Origin of the sequence: Exiguobacterium sp. s21 (assembly GCF_018617975.1) — a bacterium.
GTDB classification, from domain to species: domain Bacteria; phylum Bacillota; class Bacilli; order Exiguobacteriales; family Exiguobacteriaceae; genus Exiguobacterium; species Exiguobacterium mexicanum_A.
Genome location: NZ_JACSLF010000006.1, coordinates 68,472 through 93,701, shown reverse-complemented (window position 1 = coordinate 93,701; position 25,230 = coordinate 68,472). Strand labels below are relative to the sequence as shown.

Sequence of the window (25,230 nt, the reverse complement as noted above, 5' to 3'; positions counted from 1 at the left end):
TGACTTTAATAATGGAGCATAGCGGGCTCGAACCGCTGACCTCCACGCTGCCAGCGTGGCGCTCTCCCAGCTGAGCTAATGCCCCGTTCGAAAATTATTATATCATCCTAGTAAAACATTTGGCAATGGCTCTTTTTAATTTTTTTGAACAAAGTTTAATCAGCACTGAACGTGGGAAAATCACAAATGATGTTATATTACGAAAGCAGGTGTCATGTATGGAAATGATTTTACTTGCACTCTTACCTGCCTTGATGTGGGGGAGTATCCCGCTCATCGTCTCAAAGGTCGGCGGGAAGCCGATTCAACAGTTGATCGGGACGACAATCGGGGCGATGGTGATGGCGGTCATCATCGCACTCGTGTTCAATCCCGGGTTCACGACGCTCGCAATCGTGACCGGATTCATCTCCGGCGCATTCTGGGCACTCGGACAATATTTACAGTTCCAATCGTTTCAAATTTTAAGTGTCTCGAAGGCGATGCCAATCAGCACCGGCATGCAGCTTCTCGGTACATCGTTGTTCGGTGTCATCGTCCTCGGAGACTGGAAAACGACGACCGAACTATGGCTCGGATTTTCGGCGCTCGTTCTCATCGTGATTGGGGCTGCGTTGACGTCGTATCAGCAGAACAAAGACGGCGACAGTAGCGGCGCCTTGAAGAAAGGATTGCTCGTTCTGCTCGTGTCGAGTATCGGTTACGTGACGTACGCCGTCCTGACGAACTATTTCGAGGTCGACGGGATCACGGCCATCTTGCCACAGTCGGTCGGTATGTTCGTCGCGGCGCTGTTGTTCAGCCTGCGTGAGAAAGACGTGAAGAAGTTCGATCCGAAGACGTTCAAAAACATCTTGGCCGGGATCGCCTGGGGAATCGGGAACTTCGGGCTGTTCGTGTCGAGCGGTGAAGTCGGGATCGCGACCTCGTTCGCCTTGTCGCAATTGAACGTCGTCGTGGCGACGCTCGGCGGAATCTATCTATTGAAAGAAGAGAAGACGACGAAAGAACGTGTCTTCGTCTTTATGGGAATCGGCCTCATCGTCGTGGCTGGATTCATGCTCGGAATCGCTAAAAGCTAAAAGACGGGTCAGACGACCCGTCTTTCGCTTACCAGGCTTGTTCAATGAATGCGTCACGCCCAGATTTTTTCCGGTCCTCTTTATAGTGGGCTGGATTTTTTTTATGGAAGTCTTGATGGTACTCCTCGGCCGGATATAACGTGTCGGCCGGTAAAATTTTCGTGACGATCGGCTGTTGGAAACGTCCGCTCGCCGCGAGCGCATCGCGACTCTGTTCTGCCTGCACGCGTTGTTCTTCTGTATGATAGAAGATGGCCGGCGCATATTGACTGCCTCGGTCTTGGAATTGACCGCCGTCATCGGTCGGATCGGTCTGAATCCAATACAGTTCGAGCAGTCGCTCGTAAGCGAACAGCGTCGGGTCGAACATGATCTCGACGACCTCATAGTGTCCGGTCGTCCCCGTCTTCACTTGTTCATACGTCGGATCGTCGACGTGACCTCCCGTATAACCTGATACGATCGACTCGATGCCGGGCTGTTCCTCGAACGGTGTCACCATGCACCAAAAGCAGCCGCCTGCAAATGTTGCTTTTTCCATTAATAAGTCCCCCTCATGTTCATTCCAAAAAAAGCGCCCATGTCATCGACATGAGCGCTCTGTCATATCGGCCAAGGCAATCGCCTTGCTGGTAGTAGCACCTTGCCGTAGCAGGTTGCTGTGAAGTCATAGAGCCAGGTCTCTCGTTCACTCAAGATATCGATATGTAGTTGGTGACAGCATCATACCATCAGATTTGAAGCGGCGTCAACGGTTAGGCTTGCGCCGTAGTTGGAGCAAGGTGGCACCGAGGATCAGGATGCCGAGCACGATGGAGAGCGGTAGCGTATACGGGGCGTCCCCGGCATATAACTGTAAGAAGAACAAGGCAAATACGGACAATAAGACGAGTACGTACGAACGGTTCATAGTAACCTCCCTTTTCTTTCAGTGTACCAAGTTACACATTCGTTGGCGAACGAAAACAGGAAATCATGTGTCGATAGCGAATACCATCGAGTGACCAAAGGAGGAATCAATATGACTGACACATTTGATTTTATGGAACTCGATATCGAAACCGCCCATCGCGGATATAAAGAAGGAACGTTCACGGCGCGTGACGTGACGGCCTATTATTTGACCCGGATCGCCCAGTTCAACGACAAACTGAAGGCGGTCATTCAAGTGAACCCGGACGCCTTGTTCGAGGCCGAGTCGGCTGACCGGGCATTTCGTCGCGGGCTACGCTTGCCGCTACTCGGCATTCCTGTCTTGATCAAAGACAATGTCGAGACAGCCGGACTCATGAAGACGACGGCCGGGGCCGTCGCACTCGCGCATCACTTCGCAGGCCGGGACGCCCATCTCGTCCAAAACCTGCGAGCGAGCGGGGCCATCATCCTCGGGAAAGCGAACTTGTCCGAATGGGCCAACTTTTTGACCGAGGGCATGCCGAACGGCTGGAGCGGCGTCGGTGGGCAGGCGCTCAATCCATATGGGGATAAGCTCGATGTCGGAGGTTCGAGCTCAGGTTCGGCCTCTGCGGTCGCAGCGAACCTGACACTGCTCGCTGTCGGTAGCGAGACGAGCGGCTCGATCATCCATCCGAGCGTGCACAACGGCATCGTCGGCATCAAACCGACCGTCGGCCTCATCAGTCGGAGTGGCATCATCCCGATCTCGCGGTCGCAAGACACGGCGGGACCGATGGCACGAACGCTCGAAGACGCGGTAAGGGCACTTGAGGCGATGGTAGGGGAAGACCCGGCGGACCCGGCGACACTCAACCTCCCGGCCGGTCCGCCGTATCGGACATGCCTCGACGAGCGCCAAGCGGTCGGGATGCGTGTCGGGATCGTCAAAGCTGATTTATCAGCAGAAGAACAAGCATTATACGGTGAGGCGACCGAGCTGTTGAAACAGAGCGGCATCGACCTTGTCGAAGTCGAACTGCCCGCCCATGATACGCTCGACCAAGGCGATATTTTGTACCACGAGTTCAAACTTGGGATCGAGGCGTACCTGGCCACGACGACGCTCCCATACGAGACGTTGTCGGATTTGATGGACTGGAACAACAGACATCCTGAGACGATCCCGCACGGACAAAAGACGTTCGAAAAGGCGGAAAGATTGTCGGGACGTCTCATCGAGGCGGCCTATTTGACGCGTCGGCTCGATGACGTGCGTGACGCCAAGACGGACGGACTCGACCGCCTATTAAACGAACAACAGTTGCACGCGCTCGTCTTGCCTCACGATTTGAACTATGACATGGCGGCAAAAGCCGGGCATCCGACCATCACGATCCCATATCGCTTGAAAGCGAGTGGGGCGCCGTTCGGCCTATCGTTCACCGGGACGAGTTATGCCGAACGTGACTTGATCCGTCTGGCGTATGCGTTCGAGCGACATATTTCGCGTCCCGTTCCACCGTTATAAGAACGTTGCACCCGTCGTCCACGTCCGCTACAATGGTACGTATGCGGATTGAAGAAAGGACAGATAGCAATGAAACCATCTATATACGGGCTGACGTTCGATCAGCTGACAGAAGCGTGTGTCTCTTGGGGATACAGCGCCTTCCATGCGAGACAAATCTGGGACTCGCTCTACATCGACCGAGTGAAACAAATCGAGGACATCTCGGTACGGGCCGAGGTGCGTGAGGCGCTCGCCGCCGAATACGTCATCTCGACGCAAGACCTGTTCGTCAAACAAGAGGCGGGCGACGGGACGGTCAAATTTTTACTTAAACTACACGACGGGCACTATATCGAGACTGTGCTCATGCGACATAAGTACGGCCGTTCGGTCTGTGTGACGACGCAGGTCGGGTGCAATATCGGCTGCAGCTTCTGTGCGAGCGGTCTCTTGAAGAAGACACGTGATTTGACGGCGGGCGAAGTCGTCGAACAAATTATGACCGTGCAACATTACTTGGACGAAGTCGGCGAAGGGGCCCGGGTCAGCCATATCGTCGTCATGGGAATCGGCGAACCGTTCGATAACTTTGACAACTTGGTCGACTTCCTGCGTGTCGTCAAGGACGAGCGCGGTCTCGCGATCGCCCCGCGTAAAATCAACGTCTCGACGAGCGGACTTGCCGAAAAGATTTACAAGTTCGCGGACCTCGATTTGCGCATCAACTTGGCGCTGTCGCTCCATGCGCCTAACGACGCGCTACGGACGCAAATCATGAAAATCAACCGGGCGTTCCCGCTCGACAAGCTCATGCCGGCCATCCGGTATTACGTCGAGAAGACGAACAAACGAATCACGTTCGAATATATTCTCCTGTCGAAAGTGAACGATTTGCCGGAGCACGCTGAGGAATTGGCGGACCTCATCGACGATATCAAGGACAAGTCGTACGTCAACTTGATCCCGTATAACCCGGTCAACGAGCATATCCAATACGAGCGCAGTACCTCGGAGGACATCATGGCGTTCTATGATGTCTTGAAGAAGCGTGGCATCAACACCGGTGTCCGCCTTGAGCACGGGACTGACATCGATGCGGCATGCGGCCAGTTGCGCAGTAAACATATGAACGTCGAAGGTGCGAAATAAGTGGACTCCTTGAATCGAATGATTCAAGGAGTTTTTTTTTTTCATAGAGCCGCTCCGACGAAGGAAAAAACGGACATCGCCCCCGACTCTGCGGAACGATTTTGAAAAATCTTGAATAGACCTCATCCGCTCAGGGAATAGTCAGTTGAAATCAATGTAGAGAGTGGAGGCAATTCAATGGAGACAGTAAACGCGGCGTTATGGATTCGAGTCAGAAATACACTTGGGGAAGGCCCATGTTGGGATGCTGAACTGAAACGGTTCTATTGGGTCGACATCGAAGGACACACACTTTGGTGGTACGACGAAAAGGAAGACGAGCTGTCATCGTTCGATATGGGACAACAGATCGGGTTTGCGGTCCCGAAAGTGACAGACGGCGTCGTCGTCGGCTTGAAAGACGGCATCTATGAATGGGACGAGGGATCGAAGCGACTCGATAAACTCGTCGAACTCGATGACCCGGAAGGTGATCTTCGCTTCAACGACGGAAAGGCCGACCCGTACGGACGAATCTTTGCCGGGACGCTTCATCTCAACGACGAGAAGAACGAGGCGACGCTCTATCGCTTGAACCGTGACGGCACGACCGAGGTCATGCTCAGTGAACTGACGCTGTCGAACGGTCTGACATGGTCTCCGGACCACTCGACGTTCTACCATATCGATACACCGACCGAGACGGTCCGCAAATACCCGTACGACTTGAAAACAGGAACACTCGGGGATGGGGAAGTCGTCATCGATTTCAAAGATGAGGAAGGATTCCCGGACGGTATGACATCCGATGAAGACGGCTTTTTATGGATTGCCCACTTCGCGGGCGGATGCGTCTCGCGCTGGAACCCGAAGACGGGTGAAAAAGTGCTCGAGGTGCTCGTGCCGGCCCCGAACGTCACGTCATGCTGTTTCGTCGGTGATGACTTGAAACAACTTGCCATCACGACGGCGCGCGAAGGAATGGATGACGCGGCGCTCGAGGCCCATCCGGACGCAGGTTCGGTCTTTAAAATTGATACAGATGTGAAAGGGATGCCGCTCTATCGGTTTGGTCGATAAGGAGGTACGAAGATGGTAAAACGATTGCTCGTTCGTGCGGGAATCGGTTTGGCGCTCGCGGCGGTCGCCCGGGTCGGGATTCAAAAGCTGTTGGAAGCGAACCGGGAAGACGATCATACGTATTTGAATCCGCGGTGGGATGAGACGCCGAGTGTGGATGCCGATAAGGACGCGGATGAGGTCGGTCTGACCCAGCTCGACTCGATTTATCGAGCCGAGTGGCAGGCGAACGCCTATCCACGCTCAGAGGCCGAACGCAAGGCGTTAGAAGAATAGGCAGGAGAACACGTCCGGAAACGGGCGTGTTTTTTTCTTGACAGACGTCACCGACCCGTCATCATCTAAAAAGTAATCATTACGATTTAGGTGTGGGTAGAATGAGACGAATCCCGATCACCGTGCTGTCCGGTTATTTAGGAAGCGGTAAGACGACACTATTAAACCACATATTGAACAATCGGACGGGCAAGAAATACGCCGTCATCGTCAATGACATGAGCGAGTTGAATATCGATGAGCGATTGATTGAACAGGGCGGTTTTTCAAGGACGGACGAAAAGTTGGTCGAACTATCGAACGGCTGCATCTGTTGCACGCTCCGTGAGGACCTGCTCGAGGCGGTAGCAGAGCTTGCGAACGACCGGGACCTCGACGGAATCATCATCGAGTCGTCCGGTATCTCAGAGCCGATCCCGGTCGCCCAAACGTTTACATATGCCGATGACGCCCTCGGCATCGATTTGACGAGCCGAGTCTATATCGATGCGATGGTGAGCGTCGTCGATGCGTTTCGGTTCTTAAAAGATTTCAACTCAGGCGAGTCGCTCCATGAACGCAAGCAGGCGATTGAGGCGACAGACGTCCGCGAAGTCGTCGACCTGCTCGTCGAACAAGTCGAATTCGCCGATATCATCGTCTTGAACAAGGCGGATCGCGTGAACGAGACCGAACTCGGCGAGATGACCGGACTGTTGAAGGCGCTCAACCCGACCGCGAAGCTGTTGACGTCTGTCCATGCGAACGTGGAATTGACCGAGCTGTTGGATGTCAATTTGTTCGATTTCGAACAGGCGATGCATGCGGCCGGGTGGATTCAAGAACTTGAGACAGATGTGCACACGCCGGAGACGGAAGAATACGGCATCAGTTCATTCGTCTATCGTCGGCGTCGGCCGTTCCACCCGGAGCGTCTCCATGCCTGGATCGAGGCGTTTCCGGAAGAAATCGTCCGCGCGAAAGGGTTCTTATGGATTGCTTCCCGGAACGACCTCGCCTGTCTGTTTTCACAAGCGGGCTACGCCTCGACGCTCGAACATGCCGGGCGCTGGCTCGCGACGCTTCCGGAAGATGAGCGTCGTCACATGTTCGCGGCCGAACCGGAACTCGCCGCCGACTATGTCGAACCGTACGGGGACCGACAGACGGAGCTCGTCTTGATCGGGCAGCGGATGGATCGAGCCATCATCGAACAAGAGCTCGATCACTGTCTGCTGACAGATGAGGAGATGGCGCTGGATTGGTCGACGCTCCGGGACACACTTCCGGGGAACGAGGTCGTCACGTTCTCATAAGACCGTTTACAAAATGAAAGCGGTCGTCTATACTGATTCTTGCATGAACAACCGCATACATTGGACTACACTAGGGGTGCTTCGGCTGAGATGTGAGCATGGCTCCAATCCCTTATGACTCGATCCGGGTAATACCGGCGTGAGGAAGTGTGGCACTTTTTCTAATGGATTAAAATTGGACGAGTGGCCGCATTCTCATGGATGCGGCTTTTTTGTGTACACATAATAAGGGGGAATAGAACATGAACAAACAATGTGGAACGAGCCCGATCGTCGGGTTCCGCTTTACACTGAGCCCGATGACGACTGATTTCGTGAGCATCATCAAAGGGGCGTTGAAGGAGACGGATTTACAAAACGTCTGGCGACATACCGATGACGTGTCGACGGTCATCCGTGGACGAAGTGAGCATGTATTCGATGTGGCTAAGGCCGTGCTGTCACACGCGACAAAGACAGGGGAACATGTGTCGATGAGCGGGACGTTCTCGGTCGGGTGTCCAGGGGATACGGCCGGAGATGAAGTGCTCGTTGTGTCGAGCGAACCGCTTAATGGTCCCGTCGGTCCGCAATATATCTCCTCACAGTTCGCGCTCTATCCGCTCGGTGATGACGACTATATGGACATCATCTACGAAGAAATCGCTTTTGCGAAAGAGCGAAGTGTCTTCAATGACTCGATGCATTACGCCTCAGGTATACATGGGGACATCGAGCCGGTGTTCGCTTTCTATGAGGCGACGTTTGAACGCGTCCGACAGAAGACAAGCCACGTCGTCATGACGGTGACGTTCAGCGTGAACAGTCCGTCACATGAGGGACGTATGGATGCTTAAATCGTGGAAGTTAAAAGAGATCGTCTTGTTGTCGATTTTATCGGTCGTGTTCGCGGTGGTCTATTTGGCGTTCGTCCATGCTGGGAACTTGTGGGCCGGTCTGATTGGACCAATCGCCTACGAATGGATTTTTGGGATATGGTTCATCGTCTCGATTATCGCAGCTTATATCATTCGCAAGCCTGGGGCTGCATTCTTGTCCGAAGTGCTTGCGGCGACGATTGAGATGATGATTGGCAACGCCATCGGACCGCGCATCATTTTAGTCGGGATCGTTCAAGGGATCGGCGCCGAAGCGGCGTTCGCTTTGACGGGTTATAAACGCTATGATCTTTGGGTGCTCATGCTCGCCGGATTCAGTGCTGCTGTGACAAGTTTCGCATATACGTACGTCATGGGAGGGCTCAATGCCCTCAGTCCGACATATGTAGCTACGATGTTCGCACTACGCGCAACGAGCGGGATGTTGATTGCTGGTCTGGGCGGTAAGATTTTGAGCGACTTGTTGCTTCGGACGGGCGCGCTTGATGGGTATGCTCTCGCGCGACAGGACCGTATGCATGATTGAGGCAGAACATCTGACATTTCGTTATCCGAACAAGAAATGCGATGTCTTGACGGATATCACACTACGTCTAACAAAAGGGAGAACGGTCATTACAGGGGCAAGTGGTTCGGGAAAATCAACATTGCTCGCTTTGATGAATCGTCTCTATCCGGACAATTGTGATGGCATCGTGACGGGCAGATTGCACTTGTTCGATCGCTCTTATGATACGTATGAAGCTGGCGAAGTGAACCGGCGCGTCGGAACGGTCTTTCAGGACCCGGACAGTCAGTTCGTCATGCAGACGGTCGAAGAAGAATTGATTTTCACGCTCGAAAACTTTGCCGTCGCGAGAGACGAGATGATGGCCCGTGTCACCACAATGTTAGAGGCGTTGCATTTGACCGATTATCGTCACCGTACCATTCATGACCTATCGGGGGGTGAGAAGCAGCAAATTGCCGTCGCTTGTGCCTTGATTGGCCGTCCCGAGTGGCTCCTCCTCGATGAGCCGCTCGCTCACCTCGATCCTGAGACCGCCCATCATTTCGTTCGTTGGCTCGACGGCGTCGCACAGACCGTAAACGTTGTCGTCATCGAGCATCGGCCATACATATGGGGTGATTTTTTTAACCGACAAATAAAGCTCGTGAGTGGGCGCATCGACTATGATGGACCGTTCATCGTCCGACCAGATTATGCGTTCTCTCCAATTAAAGTTGAACGAGGAAAGGAAATGTTATTTCACATACCGGAATTAAAACGAAAAACATTTCAATTAGCAGCGAGCGAGTTAAAGGTCGCTGAGGGTGATCTCATTGCGGTGCTCGGTCGAAATGGTAGCGGAAAGTCGACATGGCTGCGAAGCCTAGCCCGGAAACATCGTGAAGTCGGCCTCGTCCCGCAATCACCGGCGCATCTATTCGTTACGAATGATGTGACCCGAGAACTCGCATATGGCCATAATCGCCCGATTGAGGACGTCTTAACGCGGCTCGGGCTCGAATCAGTGCGTGACCACCATCCACTCTCCCTTAGTCACGGTCAAAAACGAAGGCTCGCCATCGGAGTGATGATGCTGTCTAATAAACAACTGATTGCGTTTGATGAACCGACTGCCGGACAAGACGAGGTATCGCTTCGTGCGCTCTATGACTTAATGGTCGAACGAACACGATCCGGCCAGACGATTTTGTTTGTGACGCACGACCTCAGCTTCGCGCGGATTGCGAACACATATTATTTGATGTGTGACGGCGACTTGAGTGGGCCATATGACGCTTCACTCTGGGATGAAAAAGAATTACTACGCACCCACGGCTTATTGATGGTGGAATCGCGATGACATTTCATGAGATGAACCCGACGATTAAATTTCTGACCGTGGCATGTCTCATGTTCGGTCTCGCCTTCATGTATAACCCTTGGACACCGCTTGCTGTTTTTCTCGGAACAGTTACACTTCAAACGCTATTCTCTGCTGTGAGCTGGAGAAGATGGGGGGTGTTCATGATCCCATTCTTATTCACCGCGCTCGGGACATTGTGGACGACGCTCGTCTTTGGAAAGCAATCAAGCGGAGATGTCGTGTTCAAGCTGTTTGGCAATGATGTGACCGATGAGAATGTGATGCTAGCAGCGACGCTCTCCTTACGTGTGTTGGCATTTACAGCCTTGTCGCTTCTGTTCACGCTGACGACGGACCCGAAACGGTTCGTCTACAGTTTGATGCAACAAGGAAAGCTGTCACCAAAAATCGCATATAGTGTCTTCGTCGGTTTTCGTTTCTTTCCGATTCTAAAAAAAGAACTGATGCAGCTGTATGAAACGCATGCGTTACGAGGCGTGCGTTTGGAGACGAGACTCGATCACATCCGCCACGTCCCCAAATTAATCGTTCCGCTTCTTGCTGGATCGATCCGCCAAGCGGAACGAATCGCGTTCTCGATGGAAGCACGTGGGTTTACGGGGGAACCTCGAGCGACGTACGAGGTTGTGCCCGTCACCAGGAACGACTTTCTGTTGGCGTCGCTTTTGCTCCTATTGTTTGGAGTGAGCGTATGGATTGGCATATAAACGAAACAAGACGACTCACTCGGAGTCGTCTTGTTTCGTCTCTTTTACGATTCTAAATTTCGGTTTGATCGATTCGTTATTGAACGCCTCGAGCACGGTGTTCTCGTTGGCCATACGAATCTGTTGCGGCTCGCCTTTGGAAGTCGTGCCGATACAGAACATATGCGCCTCATGATCGGCAAAGAGCGCCTTATACGGGGTGGCATGATGCATCAAGCGTCCCGGAGAGCCCCAGCCGACGATAATCATACCTCCGCTCGCCTCGACCTCGTCGAGCGTTTCCTCAACGTAATGAAAGTTGACTTCGTCGAGTTGCGATTCGACGTACGGCAGATTGTCATTGATGGCGAGTGTCGGGACGAGGCTGATGACGCGCATCTCACGGATCGGTTGATCGAGATGGTTCCGCATGAGCATATACGCCCGCTGCGTTGTCGTACCGGACAAGAAAGCATCGCTCATCCGGGGCGAGTAGATGATGACGGCACAGATGACGCCGTCGACGACATCTGTGAATTCGTACGAACGCAAGTAGCGCTTCGTCTTGTCCTCATTGAAGACCGACTTGACACGAATCGTCACTTCCTCGATATGGGTGTTCATAAGGTTTCCTCACTTTTAATCAAATAGTGCCGGGTCAGACCCAGCCTGCGAACCATTCCAAGTAGCGGATTGTGTAGCGCGCGACACTTTGGGTTGCCGACGCCTTGTCATCCGGTAAATAAGACACATCGGTTTGATATGACTCATAAAACGACATCACATCATTGACATACTGTTCACTGCGATTGTACTCGAAGATGGCGTTTCGAATCGAGTCCGTCGTGTCTGTCTTCGTCCCGCCGTGCTCGCTCAAATAGTAAGCGGCCGTATGGGCCGAGTCGACGAGACTGTGCGGGTCGGCTTTGCCATCATTGTTGCCATCGCGTCCGAGACCGCCGTACTGTTCGATGAGCGCGAGATCCGTCAAATCGACTTCGTCCTCAGGGACATCGCCTTTTTGATCGTCCGTGTCATATTGCCAACCGAGCCACGTCCGCGGCATGAATTGGAACGGTCCGATCGCCCCGACCGATGAACGCATCGATGAACTGTGGGAGAAAATCGTCTCGACGCGATGGACGGCGGCAAGTAAGCGCCAATCGACGTCATACGTGGCCGCGGCATCCTCATACACATCGCGATGGACGGACGGGACGCCATGGTCCCCGTAATAGGCCCGGTACAGGGCGTTGTTCACTTTATCATGTTGACCAAACCAGCCGATTGCGCCGAGGCACAGCACGATCACAAGCATGAGACCGGTCAGTCGCAAAATCAATCGTTTCAAGATTCCGCCTCCTAGCTTTCTAGACAATACCCGAATAGTGTAGCATATAGCTAACAGGAAGGACAGGAGTGGATATAGATGCTCGAACAGGCCGTCTTTACCATCATTCTCATGTATTTGTTGATCGTTCAATTGTTCAACGCCCGGTTGATGAAGCCGATGATCGAAACGCTCGGTCGTGGACGTGTCTATGAACAGACAGTCAAGTCGTCGTGGGGGCTCAGTCTGCTTTTGCTCGCCCTCGTCTTCTTGTTCGGCGTCCCGCCAGACATGGTCGGTCTCGGATTCGCCCCGGTCGAAAGGGACATGTCCGCTTGGAAGTTTTTCTTTTTCACGACCATCCTCATCTCCGTGCTGCTGGCGTTTTACTTGCTCGTCAAAACCTCGTCTCGGTTACGGCGGCGGTTACGACCGTACTATGAGCTCGAAATCGAGCGGTTGCTCTTGCCGCGGACGGATATTGAGGCGAAGGCGTGGAGCGCTGTCTCGTGGACGGCAGGTGTGACCGAGGAATTCATATTCCGTGGTGTGCTCCTCTACACCGTCAGTCTCTATCTTGACGTCTCATCCTTGACACTCGCCTTCATCGGCGGCGCCTTGTTCGGGTTGGCCCATGCTTATCAAGGCGTCAGGGGCGTTCTGGTCACCGGGATCGTCGGCTGGGGACTCGGCTATTTGTACTTGGCGATGGGGGTATTATGGCCAGTGATGGTCGTCCATGCCTTGCTCGACCTTATCGCTGGACCGATTCACGTCGTCGATTCAGAAACTGACTGACGGCCGCCTCATAGGCGGGTTGATCTTTCAAGATACAGTTTGTGTGCTCAGCCCCATGGATGAGGGCTAACTCATTTTGCCGGTTGAGCGCGTTCATCTCGACCGACATCCACGTCGGCACGAAATCATCTTTCGTCCCGTGGATGAACAAGACGGGCGCGTCAATCGCGGCGAGGTCGTATTTGGGCCGGACTTGATGCATCCGGAAACCGGCCCGCGTCCACAAGAAATAGTTGATCCCTGGCAAGAGCAGGTCCCCGGGCAACCGGTGTAACACGTTCAACTGATGGCGCATGAGCTGTCTCATGTCGTCAAACGGACATTCGGCGATCAAGAAGTCGACGTCGGTTAACGGTCCGGCCTGTAAGATCGAGGCAGCTCCCATCGAGACACCGTGCAATCCGACTTCCGTGACCACTTCATTGGCCCGCAACCAGTCGACCCAATCGGTGATGTCATGCTTTTCGTGGTAACCATAAGAGGCGTATACGCCCTCGGACTCACCGTGCGATCTCAAGTCGACAGCGAGGAGGTTGTACCCGAGGCGATGGAACATCGCCAAATGTGGGGCCATGAAACTGTGAGATGCGGTATAGCCGTGAACGAACACGATCCATTTCGTCGACCCTTCATTGCGGTAGACGCGTCCATACAGCCGATAGCCATCCTGAGAACGGAGCGAGACGTGCTCGAACGGCACGTCATGATAAAACGATTGATCTTCTTTCGTATACGGGGCCAAGAGCATCTCTGGTGTCTTGCGTTTGCCTCGCGTCATGCGCTTGAACGCATAATAACTGATGGCATAGTAGCCGGTGAATAGTGTTGCAAGTCCAACTTTCCATCTCTTCTGCATCTGAACCGCTCCTTTCTCCATTATTGTACCCGAAAACGTGACGATAGTTCACGCGCAGTGTCAGTTTGACGGCGGGTTCATGCCGTTAAGCAAGGGACTTACCGATGATTGTCCCGTTCGTTTGAGCAGTATCGTCTTGCTATGATGGAACCAGACAATCATCAAGGTGAAGCGGGAGGAGACGAAGCGATGGGGCGAGAGGTGATGGATCAGTTGCTGCACGCGTGCTTGACGGGGCAGGTGGATTACAAGACCGCCGAAGGGGTGACCTTCTATCGTGCCCCGGTCAACGGCCATCGTCAGCATGCGATGGTACTCGATGTGCTGATTGACCGCTATGTGCTTGAGCCGGCACGACCGATCGAACTGTCCGTGTCGGACGTGGCGCAAGCGATTGGGTCATCGGCGGACGAGGTCTTCCAATCAGTCCTAGCGCTCGCCCGCATCACTCTCGTCTCGCAACATATCGAGGAAAGACTAATCCGGGTCGATTCGGCCGGAATCGACGAGCATGGGAACATGACACTCATCATCGGTTTCAACGCCTGGTTGACGCATCATTTAGGAAAACTCGTAAGTGCATCGATTGAGGAGCCACTTCACGCGCACGTCATCTGACAAACAACAGGGAAGGCCGCCTCAATCGCGGTCTTCCCTGTTTTGATGTCGGGGCGACGGTTGGAGCAGGCCGTCCTGAAGCATGAGGACCCGGTCACAGACGTCGAGCATCCGTTCGTCATGGGTGATAACGATGACCCGTCGCGCACTCATCCGTGCCTCAGTAACGAGCAACTCCATCACCCGTCGGCCATTCTCATAATCGAGGCTCGCCGTCGGCTCATCGGCCAAAATCAGTCGGGGGCGATTGACCAAGGCCCGAGCGACCGCGACACGTTGACGTTCGCCTCCGGACAGTTGCCCTGGTAACTGGTCGAGACGATGCCCCAAACCGAGCGCGTCGAGCAGCCGAATCGGATCTTGTTTCGACTCGCTCTCGGCCTGGACGAGCTCGAGTTGTTCCCGGACCGTCAAGTAAGGGACGAGATGTGCTTGCTGGAACACAAATCCGATTTCGTTCAGCCTCAAGAGGCGTCGCTCTTCTTCAGTGGCACAGAGCAAGTCTCGTCCTTCGAGCTCGACCTGTCCCGAGACCGGTCGTTTCAATAGTCCGAGAATTTGGAGCAAGGTACTTTTCCCGCTGCCGCTCGGTCCGATGATGCCGATACATTCCCCGGCATCGACCTGCAAATCGATTCCACGCAACACAGATTGTCCGTCATAGGCGTGGCTGATGTTCATCAATTTCATTGTAATGTCCCTCCTAAAGCGTCGGCGGCGTCAAGGTGACGCAGTTTCCAAAGCGGTAACAACGTACCGATGAGTGAGAGCCCGAACATGATCACACTGTAGAGCAGCACATGTCCCGCATCGAAACGGAATGGGATATCAGTTGGGACGAACGAGGCGACGAGGGCCGTCAAGGCGGCTGCCGACAGGCTCGCGACGAGCACCGTTGCCATGACTTGCGTGACGAGCGCCGTGCCGATCACACGAGGGCGAATCCCGATCGCTTTCAAAATTCCGAGTTCTGGCAGTTTCTGGAGCGTCAACATATAAAAGAATGCGGTCAAGATGAACGCACCGATGAACAATAAGAAGCCGCGCATCATCGTGAACGTGCCTTGTTCGGCTGTATAGCCCGGGACGGCCTCGACGACGTCTTGTTTGGAGAGCGTTGCGAGCGACGTCTCAGTTTCTCCGAGCCAGGCCGAGACGTATTCGGGTTGTCCGCTGTCTGCTTGGAACGCCTCCCACGTCTCCATCGATGCCCACATGACGGGTGCATGACTGTAACGTCCGTCCGTCGTCCCCGCGATGGTGAATGAGTAGCCGGTCGTGAAATCTTGAATCGTGTCCCCGAGTTTAAAGTCCCCGAGAAAGCTTGGATCGACGAGGACTTCGCCGACGGCGAGATCGAGGGCGGGTCCGATGTCAGAATCCCGCGGTAACGTGAATAGCGTGGCGTCCTGTTTCACGGTCCCATCGACGAGTGTCAACGGTTTGACCCCGAGCGGTGTAAGTGTTTCTGGCGTCGGCAGTTCGATGAACGAGCGGGTCAGTTGCCCGTCCGCATCCTCAGCCAACTGAAACGTCTCGGTGTCGAGTTCACGCAAACTGGCCCCGTTGTCATAGGCGAGCCCATCGGCAAGCCCGGTGATCAACGTCGACAATAAGACGATGAGTAGGGTGATGACAAAAATTAATGAAAATTTTCGTTTTTGCCGCCACATTTCTTTAAATGCTAAATTCATACAAAAAAGCCTCCTTCATAGCGATGAAGGAAGCATAACTGACGGATATGAACAGAATATGAACGGGATTAAAACCGGACGTAAAAGGTGCTCCCTGTCCCGAGACGGGATTCGACCGTCATCTCACCGCCATGCAGGCGGACGATGTCTTGGGCAATAGCAAGTCCGAGACCGGTGCCCCGCCCGGTCCGAGAGATATCTCCTTTATAGAAACGTTCGAACAGGCGTGCCTGCGTCGCCTCATCCATTCCGACGCCGGCATCTTGAATCGAGACGGTCGGACGATCGGCTGCATACGCTTTGATGGTGATCAGCCCCCCGTCATGAGAGGCGTGAATCGCGTTCGTCAACAAGTTGGTCCAGACTTGGGCCAATAAGAGCGGGTCGCCGGTCACGACGAGCGATGTGTCAAGCTCTGTCGCAACGGCGATCCCTTTCTCATCCAGCTGGAACGCATGGCGACGAATGACGTCCTCGATCGATGCGCTCACATCAACTTGTTCGGAGAGCGACACGTTCGACTCGTCGAGCCGGGCGAGCAGGAGCAACTGTTTTGTCAAATCCGAGAGGCGATCCGTCTCGTCACGAATGATCCCGGCATACATCAAGGCGTCCCCTTCGGTTCGGGCGGCCAGTTCCGAGGCGTAGCCTTTGATTGAGGTGAGCGGTGTTTGGAATTCGTGCGAGACGCTTGAGACGAAGCGACGCCGTTCACCCTCGGATTTCTCCAGTGAGTCGACCATGTCAGAGAAACGACGGGCGAGGGTTCCAATCTCATCGTTGCGCTCGGTCGGGAGATCGAGCGGACGGGCCCCGGATGCGACGGAGCGGGTCGCATCTGTCAATGTGCGCACCGGTCGGACGATCAGGCTTGTCGATAGGGCGATCAAGATGAAGGCGAGGCCGGTCAGGAGTGCAAAGAACAAGCCGACGAACAAGTGCAATTCTCGGATTTGGGCGCCAAGGTCGGGGCGGATGAAGACGGCATCTTCCCCGTCCAGGCTGAAGCCATACGTGTTGACGACTTCATTGTCGAACAAGCCGAGCCAAAACAAGTGGAACGGATAAGCGCGCATCCCGTCGTAGCGTTCGCCGGACCGGACCGAGGCGATGACGGCTTCGTCGAGTTGCTCGTCCCGGAACGAACCTCCATAGCGGTCGACCTCACCGTCAGGACGCACGACGAGGAGTTGATAGCCCGTCTGAGCGAGCAATCGATAAAAGGCCGATGCCTCACTGTCCGTATGCGTCTCGAAGTAGTCAAGGGCGGCTTGTGCCGTCTGTTCGGTCTTTTCGCTGTAGGACGGCTGCCACCAGACGTAATAGGCGACATTGCTGACGAGAAGGGCGATGGCGCCGGACAAGAGCAAAATCATGAACACGGTCAGGACGATCCGGGTATAGAGCGTCTTCATGGCGAGACCTCGAGCGTATAGCCGACGCCCCGAACCGTTCGAATCGTGATCGTGTCGTCATGCAAGCGGCCTCGGAGCCGTTTGATGTGCACATCGATGGTCCGGTCATCGCCCTCAAAGTCAAGGCCCCATACTTGTTCGATCAGTTCATCCCGGGTGAACACCCGGCCCGGGAACGCCGCCAGCTGATAGAGCAGCTCGAACTCCTTTTTCGGCAGGTGGATCGTCTCACTGTTCAGTTCAAGGCGATAATCGCGCAAGTCGAGCTTGAGCGGTCCGACTGTGACGAGTGTGGCCGCATTTTTGGCGTAACGTTTTGCGACGGCTTGAAGGCGGAACAGCAGCTCTTCCGGGATGAACGGTTTTGTCATATAATCATCGGCCCCGTGTTCGAAGCCGCTTCGTTTTTCTTCCCATTCCCCGAGAGCGGTCAATAAAATGACGGGAATGTCCGTCATTTGCTTCAGACGTGAGCAGAGCGTCCGTCCGTCGAGGCCGGGCAGCAAGATGTCGATGATCGCGGCATCGGCAGGGTTCGCCATAAACAGTCGCTCGGCGTCGGCCCCATCCATGACAGCTGTCACCGTATGTCCGGCTCGCTGTAGCGTGGTCTCAACGAGGTGAAGGATAGCCAAATCGTCCTCTACAATCAGTACGTGCATCGCTCTCTTCCTTTCTATCACGACACCGAAAACAGGTGACCCGTGGCAGGTCACCTGCATGTTATGTCGTTTTGGTCAGTTCTTTATGCAAGGCTCGAAGCGCCCGCAAGAAGGCATCTTTGAAATACTTGTCTTCTTGCGCCTCGAGTGTCTCAAGAGCAGAAGCGTCGCCGGCGCTCGCCTTGACGAGCAGGTTGACGACTGTGCCCCACCGCTTGACGTGCTCGGGCTTCGGATGGTTCATCGCGACAGTCAACGTGAACCAGTACGGTTGGTCACGGCGTTGGAGCGTGGCAATCATCTGTTTGGCCGTCATCGCTTCATCCTCGGTTGGTAACGTGGCGGTGGCGAACCAGCCGAGCAGCGCGGCGCTCATCGCCTCGAGCCGGACTTTGGCGTCCGAGTCGATCGGTTCGCGCCCGAACTCGGAAATGTTGACAAAGACGAGTCGGTCTTTCCGGTCGAGGTGGGTGATCCATCCTTTGACCGATTTGAGTTTTTCTTTATCTTTCGACTGGGCTTTCACCGTGTAGCCGTTCAGTTTACCGATGTAAATCCGGAACTGACCGCGATCGAGCTGTTTATCGACCTTGAACTCGATATCTTGGCCCACAGTGAACGGTTGATCCTTTTTGCTGAGCGTCTCGCCTTTCTTCAGCTCAGGCCGGCGCACGATATAGCGGAGTGCCTCCTGCTCGGTCCGATCGTCAAGCGTCCAAAGGTTGTTCGGCGTGACGTTTTTGAAACGGTGTCGTCGGACATAGATGTATTGGTCGAGCGCCTCGACGGCGTCGGCGACGGAATTTTTTCCACTCAAATAGTCGTCTGCGATATCCCGGAGCGTGATCGACTCGAGCCGGTCGATGTGCCCGGCGTAAGGGACGTTCCCGACGACGAACAAGGCCGTGGCGATCAATTCACTCTCGCGAGGGGTCAAAGGGCGTTTGGCCATACTGCACTTCCTCTCTTCATGTCATCTCATTCAGTATACCAAAAACAGATTTCGTCATGTTGTATGAATCGACTAGATGGAAAATTTTACAGGCAAACAGGATTTCATGGATTGATTGCGAATACTTGAATATGATAGAGCTACGCGGATGTTGAGATGAGGTGATGAGATGAAGTTATCGATCGAACCGGGGGATTACGTAGTATTGATTGAAATCAGCAAGGAAGTATTGAAATGTACGTCCCTCGACCAGGCCGACTATGTCGACCGAGACCGCTATGAATTGGTCGGCCGGATGAGTGAACGGCTCCCGGCCGAGGTGATCGTCCCTTCTATCATCGACTATATTCGGTTCGGTAGTGGATATATCGGCGACAATATCGTCTGGGACACAGAGACGGAATCGTTTTTCTGTCAACAGTTCGAGACGATTGATGGATCTCCGCTCGGTGAGGACCTCGACGGATTCACACCCGATCCGTATCGGACGGAACTGGCGCGTTATTATACGTATTTGACCATCGGAAAGATTGTCGACTATGAGATGGATGAGCCTGACGAACCGAGCTATTGGTGAGCGTCGAAAAAATGTCACAATCTATTTTTAGAAAAAAAGGGAAATTGATTCCGTAATTTGAGATAATGGTGGTATCTTAGGAAGTTTGGAATGGAGCGGTAGGCGATGAAGAAAATGATGCTTATAGCGGCGCTTGCGCTGCTCGTGCCGACGTCGGTGGACGCGGCGAAACCGGTCGTGTTGGAGAAACATGGTTACGTCGTGGCCGAGCCGAGGGTTGGGAACCAATATTATATCAAGCAAACAGGCACCGATTTGGCGTGGAACACGACGCGTGGTGCTTCAGACATCGTAATCGCTCTGATTGACTCGTCGGCAGACCGTAGTCATAAAGAACTTTATAATGTCCCTCGCGTCGTCAATTCGATGAAAGGGCCATACAGCGTCGATTATCATGGGACGCATACGGCCGGCATCATGGCGGGTCGTCATAACAAGTTTGGGATGGCCGGACTTGCTCCGAACGTACGCTATCATTTTTATAACGTCTTCTATGGGAAAAACTCGGAGTACACGGATTCTTGGACCGTCGCCAAAGCGGTTGATACGGCCGTGGCGAAGGGGGCGAACATCATCAACCTGTCGCTCGGCGGACAAGATTACGATCAAGTCCTTGCCGATTCGATTCGCCGGGCCCGAGCTAAAGGAGTCATCATCGTCGCGTCGGCCGGAAACGATGGGAAGAAGACCGTCTCGTTCCCGGCCAATATGAAGGAAGTCATCGCGGTCGGGGCGATTGATGCGAACCATCGCGTCGCTAACTTCAGCAATATGAGTAGCCAAGTCAAAATCGTTGCACCAGGCGTGAATGTCCTCTCACTCGGAGTGAAAAATAGTTTTGTTTATATGGACGGCACGTCAATGGCCGCGCCGATGGTATCGTCGGGTCTCGCGCTTGTCAAGTCGGTCAATCCGTTCTTGACACCGGCCGAAGTGGAAGGCTTGATTCAAAAGATGCCAAAGGCTAGTGGTAAGACATATACGGAGTTGAACACGAAGCGGCTCCTCGATCACACACCGAGACCGATTACCATTACGGCACCTTTAGTAATTAAAAGTAACTACGTTAAGGAAGCAAGAATGACGACTATGAAGAAACAGAACTTAAAATCAACGTATGCACTTTATCAGGGAACTCGAAAAGTTAAGACTCTTTCAATTTCAGATTCACCGTTTACAATGTATGCAGCTGGTGACTGGTTACCTTCTGGAAAGTATACCTTGCAAGGTGCAGTAACCGATGGAAAGTATAAACGCTCTTTTACTCGCTCATTTTCTTATATTAGTCCGGTTAAGACAATGGTTTCGATTAAAGCTACAGAAGTCGGTATGTTCGAATTGGCGACAACTCGAAAAGGGATCGTCACCGTGCTCGATGCGAACAAAAAAATCGTTTATGAGGCGCTTCACGTACCGGGCAAGTTCCCGGTCCGGAGCGACACGGGAGCTACGTACACGGTCGTCTTGAAACCGACCGACGTCTCTGAGAAAGTGGTGACGGTCAAGTATACGCCGCAACCGGTCCAAGCCGAGACGGACAAATCGGCGGAATCGACATGAAAAACACCCGGAGCCAACGCTTGGCTCCGGGTGTTGATTTATGCTTTCGTGATGGCTTCACCGCTCCAACGAATGTTCGCTTCTAAGACGTTGCCGTTGTCGTCGATATGTTCAAAACTCAGTTTCCCGTCGACGATGATCTCGCAGAGGCCGACGCGGACGTCGTCGCTCCAGGCGCGACGTGTCTGTGTCGACGCGTCGAACGTCGGGATTGATTCAGGAAAACGTTCCTGTAAGTGGGCCAAGTTATGATGGTCGAAGTGATACGAACGTTTGGACAATTCATTTGGTGCTTTGATGTCAAACGGCTCGAATCCTCGAACGAGTCGATTATTCCGGTAGAAGGCGAACACGCCGTTGTTCGGGTGGAGCGCTTTAATGTCATCGATTTCAATCACATAGGTCAGTCGTTGAATCCAACCGTTTTTTGCATCTTGACGCATCAAAATCCCTCCTTGTTCAATGGAACACGCCTTATTTTAGCGCTGACGCCCATGAAAATCAAGTTCAGGTTCTCGGTTGTCATTTCGCGGGTTATCCGCTACAATGGGTAAAGTGACTATGAGGTCTGGGCAATCGCGGGACGCAAGTCTTGAGGAAAGTCCATGCTCGCACAGCCTGTGATGGCTGTAGTGATCGTGCTACACGAAAAGATAAGTGTAGGCAACGCAAGTTGACGGCAGAAGAAGCACCTAAGTCCTCGGATATGGTGCAAGCTTCTTGAAAGTGCCACAGTGACGGAGTCTGATCGGAAACGTTCAGAGTGGAACGAGGTAAACCCCACGAGCGAGAAACCCAAACTATGGTAGGGGAACTTCCTGACTGGAACCGAACGGAACGGAAGGCGCCAATCGGCGCAGATAGATGATTGTCACTCCATCGTGCCAGGGAGACCGTTATGAGCACCGGAGTACAGAACATGGCTTACAGGGCAGCATAGTCTCTCATTTAACATTGACCAGGAGTTCAAGCAATCCTACTTGAGCTCCTTTTTACATGACCATTTTAGGAGTTACACTATAGAAAGAAGGGATAGTATGGCAAAACGTAAACTGATCGCCACCGCGGCGATGGGCATCGAGGCTCTCGTCGCCAAAGAAGTACGTGACCTCGGCTACACGTGTGAGGTCGAGAACGGACGCGTCTATATCGACGCGGAGATGGAGGACATTCCACGTCTCAACCTTTGGCTCCGGACGGCCGACCGCGTCAAACTCGTCGTCGCCGAGTTCAAAGCGACGACGTTCACGGAACTGTTCGACGGTGTGGTCGAACTGCCTTGGACGGATCTCATGCCGTGGGACGCCCGGTTCATCGTCGACGGCCGCTCGGTCAAGTCGAAGTTGTTCTCGATCCGCGACTGTCAGAAAATCACGGAGAAGGCGATTGTCGACGCGATGCAACGCGGATACGACAAGCCGGGCGAGTGGCTTCCGAAGACAGGGGCGTACTATCCAATCGAAGTCGCCTTGTTGAAAGATGTGGCGACAATCACGATCGACACGTCAGGTGACGCGCTTCACCGTCGTGGCTACCGTGAGCTCCACTCACAGGCGCCGCTCAAAGAAACGATGGCGGCGGCGATGATTCAGCTGACGAACTGGAAGCCGGACATGCCGTTCTACGACGTCTTCACCGGTTCGGGGACGCTCGCCATCGAGGCGGCGCTCATCGGCCGCAACATCGCGCCGGGTCTCAACCGTGAGTTCTGTTCACAAGACTGGCCGTGCGTGCCGAAGAAGGCCTGGTATGATGCCATCAATGAAGCAAACGATACAGCCGAGTGGGACAAACCGCTTAAAATCTACGGCATCGACCTCGACCCACGCATGGTCAAGCTCGCCAAGGATAACGCCGAGCTCGCCGACGTCCGTGACGCGATCACGTTCGTCCACAGTGACGCGGCTGCCTTGAAGCCGAAAGAAGAGTACGGCGTCATCATCGGGAACCCGCCATATGGGGAACGGTTGCAGACCGAAGAAGAGATTATCGACCTGTACGAGCGGATCGGGCAACAGTTCGCCAAGTATCCGGGTTACAGCGTCTATATGTTGACGAGCTATGAGGACTTCGAGAAAGCGTACGGCCGTCCAGCGACGAAACGCCGTAAGCTGTACAACGGAAATATTGAGACGCAATACTACCAGTATTATGGTTTACGTCCAAAAAGACGCTCAACAGAGACGTTTGTAGAGGGTAAGTAATCACCCATTGCACACTAATTGCACACTTTTTGTTTTTTTCTGCCGCAGACACACGAAAACCGCTCCCTAGAGCGGTTTTTTTACGTCCTCGATCATGGTGGAGAAGAGCTCGGCCGTATCTCCCTGAGTAGTGTGCAATACGTGAGCGTAGATATCCATCGTCGTCTTGGCATCGGCATGCCCCAGACGTTCTTGGATGACCTTCGCATGGACACCGGCCTTGATGAGCAGCGTCGCATGGGTATGTCGTAACTCACGCATCGTGATCTCAGGAATCTCGGCCGTTTTGACGGTCAGGGTATGGCGTCGTCGCAATCCGGAATACCAGACATGGGCGCCCTTGATGCCGAGGCAGACAAGGTCCTCGTCGTTGCGCCATCCGAACTTGACCATGTCATACTTCTGACGAAGCCGCGACTTCTCGAGGAAGCGGATCAACTGGTCGGGGATGGTGACGACCCGCACCTTTTTCCCTTTGGTCTGCTCGAACGAATAGCCGCCCTTCGTCTCGATGGCGGTACGGGCAATCGTGATCTGTTTCCGGTCGAAGTCGATGTCGGACCAACGGAGGGACGTCGCCTCGCGGGCACGCATGCCGGTATAGGCGATCAGGTGGACCGCTGTACGATAACCATTCGCCATCGTCTCATCCGCCGTCTCGAGGTAACGTCTCAGCTCATCAGGCGTGAGCGTCTTGTATTCTTTCAAGCCCTCCGACAGTTTCTCGACGGCAGCCATCGGGTTGTCACCTTTATAATAGCCCAGACGGCGCGCCCAGGAGAAGAAGCCGACATAGACGCTCCGGCGAATGTTGACGGTGTTCGGCTGTAAGCCAGAGTCGAGGTATTCACGGAGTAAACGTAGGCAGTGCTGCGGTTTCACGTTGTCCATGTTCAGGCGCTTGAACCAACCCGGCACGTTCTCGACGAAACTCGTGTATGAGTGGTACGTCGTCTTGGCCATCGTCGTCTTGATGTAAAACTCGAGCCAGTCATCGAGCACCTCGCCGACCCGTCCTTTCGGACGTACCTTGACGAACTCGCCTTCCTTCTGCGCTCGGATTTGGTCGGCGACCTAATATTCGACCGTCTTCTTTCGCTCGTCGGAGAAGTAGCGCTGCACGCGCTTGCCTTCCTCGTTGAACCCCAGAGAGAGTCGAACCTCCCATTTGCCGGTCTTCTCGTTCTTCTTGCTGTTTGCCATGATGTTCACTCCTTTGGAATAAGGGGTCTTCGGAATATATAGTGGAATTACTTTCTTAATAGTTTAAAAACAACTGGTGTTTAAATCGGATTTTCTGGTGGGATGTTAGGATAATCAATAATATTATATAAAAGTATCAATCACATACGAGTGATACTTTGGGAAAAAAATAAAATAGTCCAATTTACTTGACCGTGTACTATGGTACACGGTTTATAATATTCATGGGGTGAAATAAGATGATTTATCGCATTAGTGAGTTTGCAGATAAATGTGGAGTTAATAAAGAAACGATCAGATATTACGAGCGAAAAAATTTATTACAAGAACCTCACCGAACGGAAGCTGGTTATCGGATATATTCATATGATGACGTTAAGCGTGTTGGGTTTATTAAACGAATACAGGAACTTGGTTTTTCTTTAAGCGAGATTTATAAATTACTTGGTGTTGTAGATAAAGATGAAGTTCGTTGTCAAGATATGTTCGAATTTGTTTCTAAAAAACAAAAGGAAGTGCAAAAACAAATAGAGGATTTAAAACGAATTGAAACTATGTTAGACGACTTAAAACAACGATGTCCAGATGAAAAGCAATTACATTCGTGTCCAATAATAGAAACATTAACATGAGAGATTAATTAACGAAAGGAGCT

The 25,230-nt window shown here is 53.3% G+C and carries 29 protein-coding genes, 1 tRNA gene, 1 other RNA gene and 2 riboswitches; of the genes, 17 read left to right on the top strand and 14 right to left on the bottom strand.

All coding sequences use genetic code 11. The features are described from left to right. Positions 1–12 precede the first annotated feature (12 nt). Positions 13–85 (bottom strand) — tRNA-Ala (locus KNP06_RS08875). Between the two features lie 133 nt (positions 86–218). On the opposite strand from KNP06_RS08875, the gene KNP06_RS08870 reads away from it, so the two are divergent. Continuing rightward, complete coding sequence (locus KNP06_RS08870; protein ID WP_034777713.1) at positions 219–1,082, top strand: GRP family sugar transporter; 864 nt, start codon at positions 219–221, stop codon at positions 1,080–1,082. A gap of 28 nt (positions 1,083–1,110) precedes the next feature. On the opposite strand, the gene msrA is transcribed toward KNP06_RS08870, so the two are convergent. Further along, entirely contained in the window at positions 1,111–1,623 is a 513-nt protein-coding gene (msrA, locus tag KNP06_RS08865) for a peptide-methionine (S)-S-oxide reductase MsrA (protein WP_214711330.1), read from the bottom strand. A 62-nt stretch (positions 1,624–1,685) separates the two neighbouring features. After that, positions 1,686–1,786: riboswitch (SAM riboswitch) on the bottom strand. Positions 1,787–1,830: 44 nt separating this feature from the next. Further along, a complete protein-coding gene (locus KNP06_RS08860; protein WP_214711331.1) occupies positions 1,831–1,992 on the bottom strand; it encodes a hypothetical protein in 162 nt (53 codons plus the stop codon). 111 nt (positions 1,993–2,103) lie between these two features. Between KNP06_RS08860 and KNP06_RS08855 the strand changes: the two genes are divergently transcribed. From KNP06_RS08855 to KNP06_RS08815, 9 genes are all read left to right on the top strand, one after another. Beyond that, a complete protein-coding gene (locus KNP06_RS08855; RefSeq protein ID WP_251129687.1) occupies positions 2,104–3,507 on the top strand; it encodes an amidase family protein in 1,404 nt (467 codons plus the stop codon). 69 nt (positions 3,508–3,576) lie between these two features. Beyond that, complete coding sequence (rlmN, locus tag KNP06_RS08850; RefSeq protein ID WP_214711332.1) at positions 3,577–4,638, top strand: dual-specificity RNA methyltransferase RlmN; 1,062 nt, start codon at positions 3,577–3,579, stop codon at positions 4,636–4,638. Between the two features lie 177 nt (positions 4,639–4,815). Beyond that, a complete protein-coding gene (locus KNP06_RS08845; protein ID WP_214711333.1) occupies positions 4,816–5,697 on the top strand; it encodes an SMP-30/gluconolactonase/LRE family protein in 882 nt (293 codons plus the stop codon). Positions 5,698–5,709: 12 nt separating this feature from the next. Continuing rightward, the gene (locus KNP06_RS08840; protein ID WP_034777704.1) at positions 5,710–5,973 is read left to right on the top strand and encodes a hypothetical protein; all 264 of its coding nucleotides are present in this window, start codon (positions 5,710–5,712) and stop codon (positions 5,971–5,973) included. Between the two features lie 101 nt (positions 5,974–6,074). Continuing rightward, complete coding sequence (locus KNP06_RS08835) at positions 6,075–7,268, top strand: GTP-binding protein (RefSeq protein ID WP_214711334.1); 1,194 nt, start codon at positions 6,075–6,077, stop codon at positions 7,266–7,268. Between the two features lie 62 nt (positions 7,269–7,330). Then, positions 7,331–7,431: riboswitch (TPP riboswitch) on the top strand. 79 nt (positions 7,432–7,510) lie between these two features. Next, on the top strand, positions 7,511–8,104 hold the full coding sequence (locus tag KNP06_RS08830; protein WP_214711335.1) for a YkoF family thiamine/hydroxymethylpyrimidine-binding protein: 594 nt from the start codon (positions 7,511–7,513) through the stop codon (positions 8,102–8,104). After that, a complete protein-coding gene (locus KNP06_RS08825) occupies positions 8,097–8,672 on the top strand; it encodes an ECF transporter S component (RefSeq protein WP_214711336.1) in 576 nt (191 codons plus the stop codon). Before KNP06_RS08830 ends, KNP06_RS08825 begins: the two co-directional genes overlap by 8 nt. After that, positions 8,665–9,996, top strand: coding sequence for an ABC transporter ATP-binding protein (locus KNP06_RS08820; protein WP_214788493.1), 1,332 nt, complete (start codon positions 8,665–8,667; stop codon positions 9,994–9,996). The genes KNP06_RS08825 and KNP06_RS08820 overlap by 8 nt, the downstream gene beginning before the upstream one ends. After that, complete coding sequence (locus KNP06_RS08815; protein ID WP_214711338.1) at positions 9,993–10,727, top strand: energy-coupling factor transporter transmembrane component T family protein; 735 nt, start codon at positions 9,993–9,995, stop codon at positions 10,725–10,727. The genes KNP06_RS08820 and KNP06_RS08815 overlap by 4 nt, the downstream gene beginning before the upstream one ends. A 15-nt stretch (positions 10,728–10,742) precedes the next feature. On the opposite strand, the gene KNP06_RS08810 is transcribed toward KNP06_RS08815, so the two are convergent. Both KNP06_RS08810 and KNP06_RS08805 read right to left on the bottom strand, forming a co-directional pair. After that, positions 10,743–11,330, bottom strand: coding sequence for a DUF1643 domain-containing protein (locus tag KNP06_RS08810; RefSeq protein WP_034777694.1), 588 nt, complete (start codon positions 11,328–11,330; stop codon positions 10,743–10,745). Between the two features lie 34 nt (positions 11,331–11,364). Further along, positions 11,365–12,057, bottom strand: coding sequence for a lytic transglycosylase domain-containing protein (locus KNP06_RS08805; protein WP_251126290.1), 693 nt, complete (start codon positions 12,055–12,057; stop codon positions 11,365–11,367). Between the two features lie 78 nt (positions 12,058–12,135). Here KNP06_RS08805 and KNP06_RS08800 point away from each other — a divergent pair, with 78 nt between their 5' ends. After that, positions 12,136–12,834 (top strand): CPBP family intramembrane glutamic endopeptidase, encoded by a 699-nt coding sequence (locus KNP06_RS08800; protein WP_138859377.1) that lies wholly within the window; start codon positions 12,136–12,138, stop codon positions 12,832–12,834. On the opposite strand, the gene KNP06_RS08795 is transcribed toward KNP06_RS08800, so the two are convergent. Then, the gene (locus KNP06_RS08795) at positions 12,791–13,690 is read right to left on the bottom strand and encodes an alpha/beta hydrolase (protein ID WP_034777690.1); all 900 of its coding nucleotides are present in this window, start codon (positions 13,688–13,690) and stop codon (positions 12,791–12,793) included. The two genes, KNP06_RS08800 and KNP06_RS08795, sit on opposite strands and share 44 nt — an antisense overlap. Positions 13,691–13,879: 189 nt before the next feature. On the opposite strand from KNP06_RS08795, the gene KNP06_RS08790 reads away from it, so the two are divergent. Further along, a complete protein-coding gene (locus tag KNP06_RS08790) occupies positions 13,880–14,308 on the top strand; it encodes a hypothetical protein (protein WP_034777688.1) in 429 nt (142 codons plus the stop codon). 21 nt (positions 14,309–14,329) lie between these two features. Here KNP06_RS08790 and KNP06_RS08785 read toward each other — a convergent pair whose 3' ends face one another. From KNP06_RS08785 to KNP06_RS08765, 5 genes are all read right to left on the bottom strand, one after another. Then, on the bottom strand, positions 14,330–14,998 hold the full coding sequence (locus KNP06_RS08785) for an ABC transporter ATP-binding protein (protein WP_214711341.1): 669 nt from the start codon (positions 14,996–14,998) through the stop codon (positions 14,330–14,332). After that, positions 14,995–16,002: an ABC transporter permease gene (locus KNP06_RS08780; protein WP_138859379.1), complete on the bottom strand. Its 1,008-nt coding sequence runs from the start codon at positions 16,000–16,002 to the stop codon at positions 14,995–14,997. Before KNP06_RS08780 ends, KNP06_RS08785 begins: the two co-directional genes overlap by 4 nt. 68 nt (positions 16,003–16,070) lie before the next feature. Continuing rightward, complete coding sequence (locus KNP06_RS08775) at positions 16,071–17,417, bottom strand: sensor histidine kinase (RefSeq protein ID WP_214711342.1); 1,347 nt, start codon at positions 17,415–17,417, stop codon at positions 16,071–16,073. After that, positions 17,414–18,079, bottom strand: a complete 666-nt coding sequence (locus KNP06_RS08770; RefSeq protein WP_114166236.1) for a response regulator transcription factor — start codon at positions 18,077–18,079, stop codon at positions 17,414–17,416. The genes KNP06_RS08775 and KNP06_RS08770 overlap by 4 nt, the downstream gene beginning before the upstream one ends. A gap of 61 nt (positions 18,080–18,140) precedes the next feature. Continuing rightward, entirely contained in the window at positions 18,141–19,031 is an 891-nt protein-coding gene (locus KNP06_RS08765) for a hypothetical protein (protein WP_214711343.1), read from the bottom strand. 169 nt (positions 19,032–19,200) lie between these two features. Here KNP06_RS08765 and KNP06_RS08760 point away from each other — a divergent pair, with 169 nt between their 5' ends. Both KNP06_RS08760 and KNP06_RS08755 read left to right on the top strand, forming a co-directional pair. Continuing rightward, a complete protein-coding gene (locus tag KNP06_RS08760; RefSeq protein WP_138859383.1) occupies positions 19,201–19,608 on the top strand; it encodes a hypothetical protein in 408 nt (135 codons plus the stop codon). Between the two features lie 105 nt (positions 19,609–19,713). After that, the gene (locus KNP06_RS08755) at positions 19,714–21,168 is read left to right on the top strand and encodes a S8 family peptidase (RefSeq protein ID WP_214707701.1); all 1,455 of its coding nucleotides are present in this window, start codon (positions 19,714–19,716) and stop codon (positions 21,166–21,168) included. Between the two features lie 38 nt (positions 21,169–21,206). Here the strand turns inward: KNP06_RS08755 and KNP06_RS08750 are convergent, their stop codons facing one another. Further along, positions 21,207–21,611 carry a hypothetical protein gene (locus tag KNP06_RS08750; RefSeq protein WP_034777681.1) on the bottom strand — a complete coding sequence of 135 codons (405 nt, stop codon included), beginning with the start codon at positions 21,609–21,611 and terminating at the stop codon, positions 21,207–21,209. 121 nt (positions 21,612–21,732) lie between these two features. Here KNP06_RS08750 and rnpB point away from each other — a divergent pair. Together rnpB and KNP06_RS08740 are read left to right on the top strand one after the other, a co-directional pair. Further along, positions 21,733–22,100: RNase P RNA component class B (rnpB, locus tag KNP06_RS08745), an RNA gene on the top strand. A 105-nt stretch (positions 22,101–22,205) separates the two neighbouring features. Further along, entirely contained in the window at positions 22,206–23,372 is a 1,167-nt protein-coding gene (locus KNP06_RS08740; RefSeq protein ID WP_214707703.1) for a THUMP domain-containing class I SAM-dependent RNA methyltransferase, read from the top strand. Positions 23,373–23,438: 66 nt separating this feature from the next. On the opposite strand, the gene KNP06_RS08735 is transcribed toward KNP06_RS08740, so the two are convergent. Both KNP06_RS08735 and KNP06_RS15410 read right to left on the bottom strand, forming a co-directional pair. Further along, on the bottom strand, positions 23,439–24,374 hold the full coding sequence (locus KNP06_RS08735) for a tyrosine-type recombinase/integrase (RefSeq protein WP_214711344.1): 936 nt from the start codon (positions 24,372–24,374) through the stop codon (positions 23,439–23,441). A 72-nt stretch (positions 24,375–24,446) separates the two neighbouring features. Beyond that, on the bottom strand, positions 24,447–24,575 hold the full coding sequence (locus KNP06_RS15410) for a hypothetical protein (RefSeq protein WP_256441032.1): 129 nt from the start codon (positions 24,573–24,575) through the stop codon (positions 24,447–24,449). 239 nt (positions 24,576–24,814) lie between these two features. Here KNP06_RS15410 and merR point away from each other — a divergent pair, with 239 nt between their 5' ends. Next, complete coding sequence (gene merR / locus KNP06_RS08730) at positions 24,815–25,207, top strand: mercury resistance transcriptional regulator MerR (protein WP_001863748.1); 393 nt, start codon at positions 24,815–24,817, stop codon at positions 25,205–25,207. Positions 25,208–25,230: the final 23 nt, after the last annotated feature.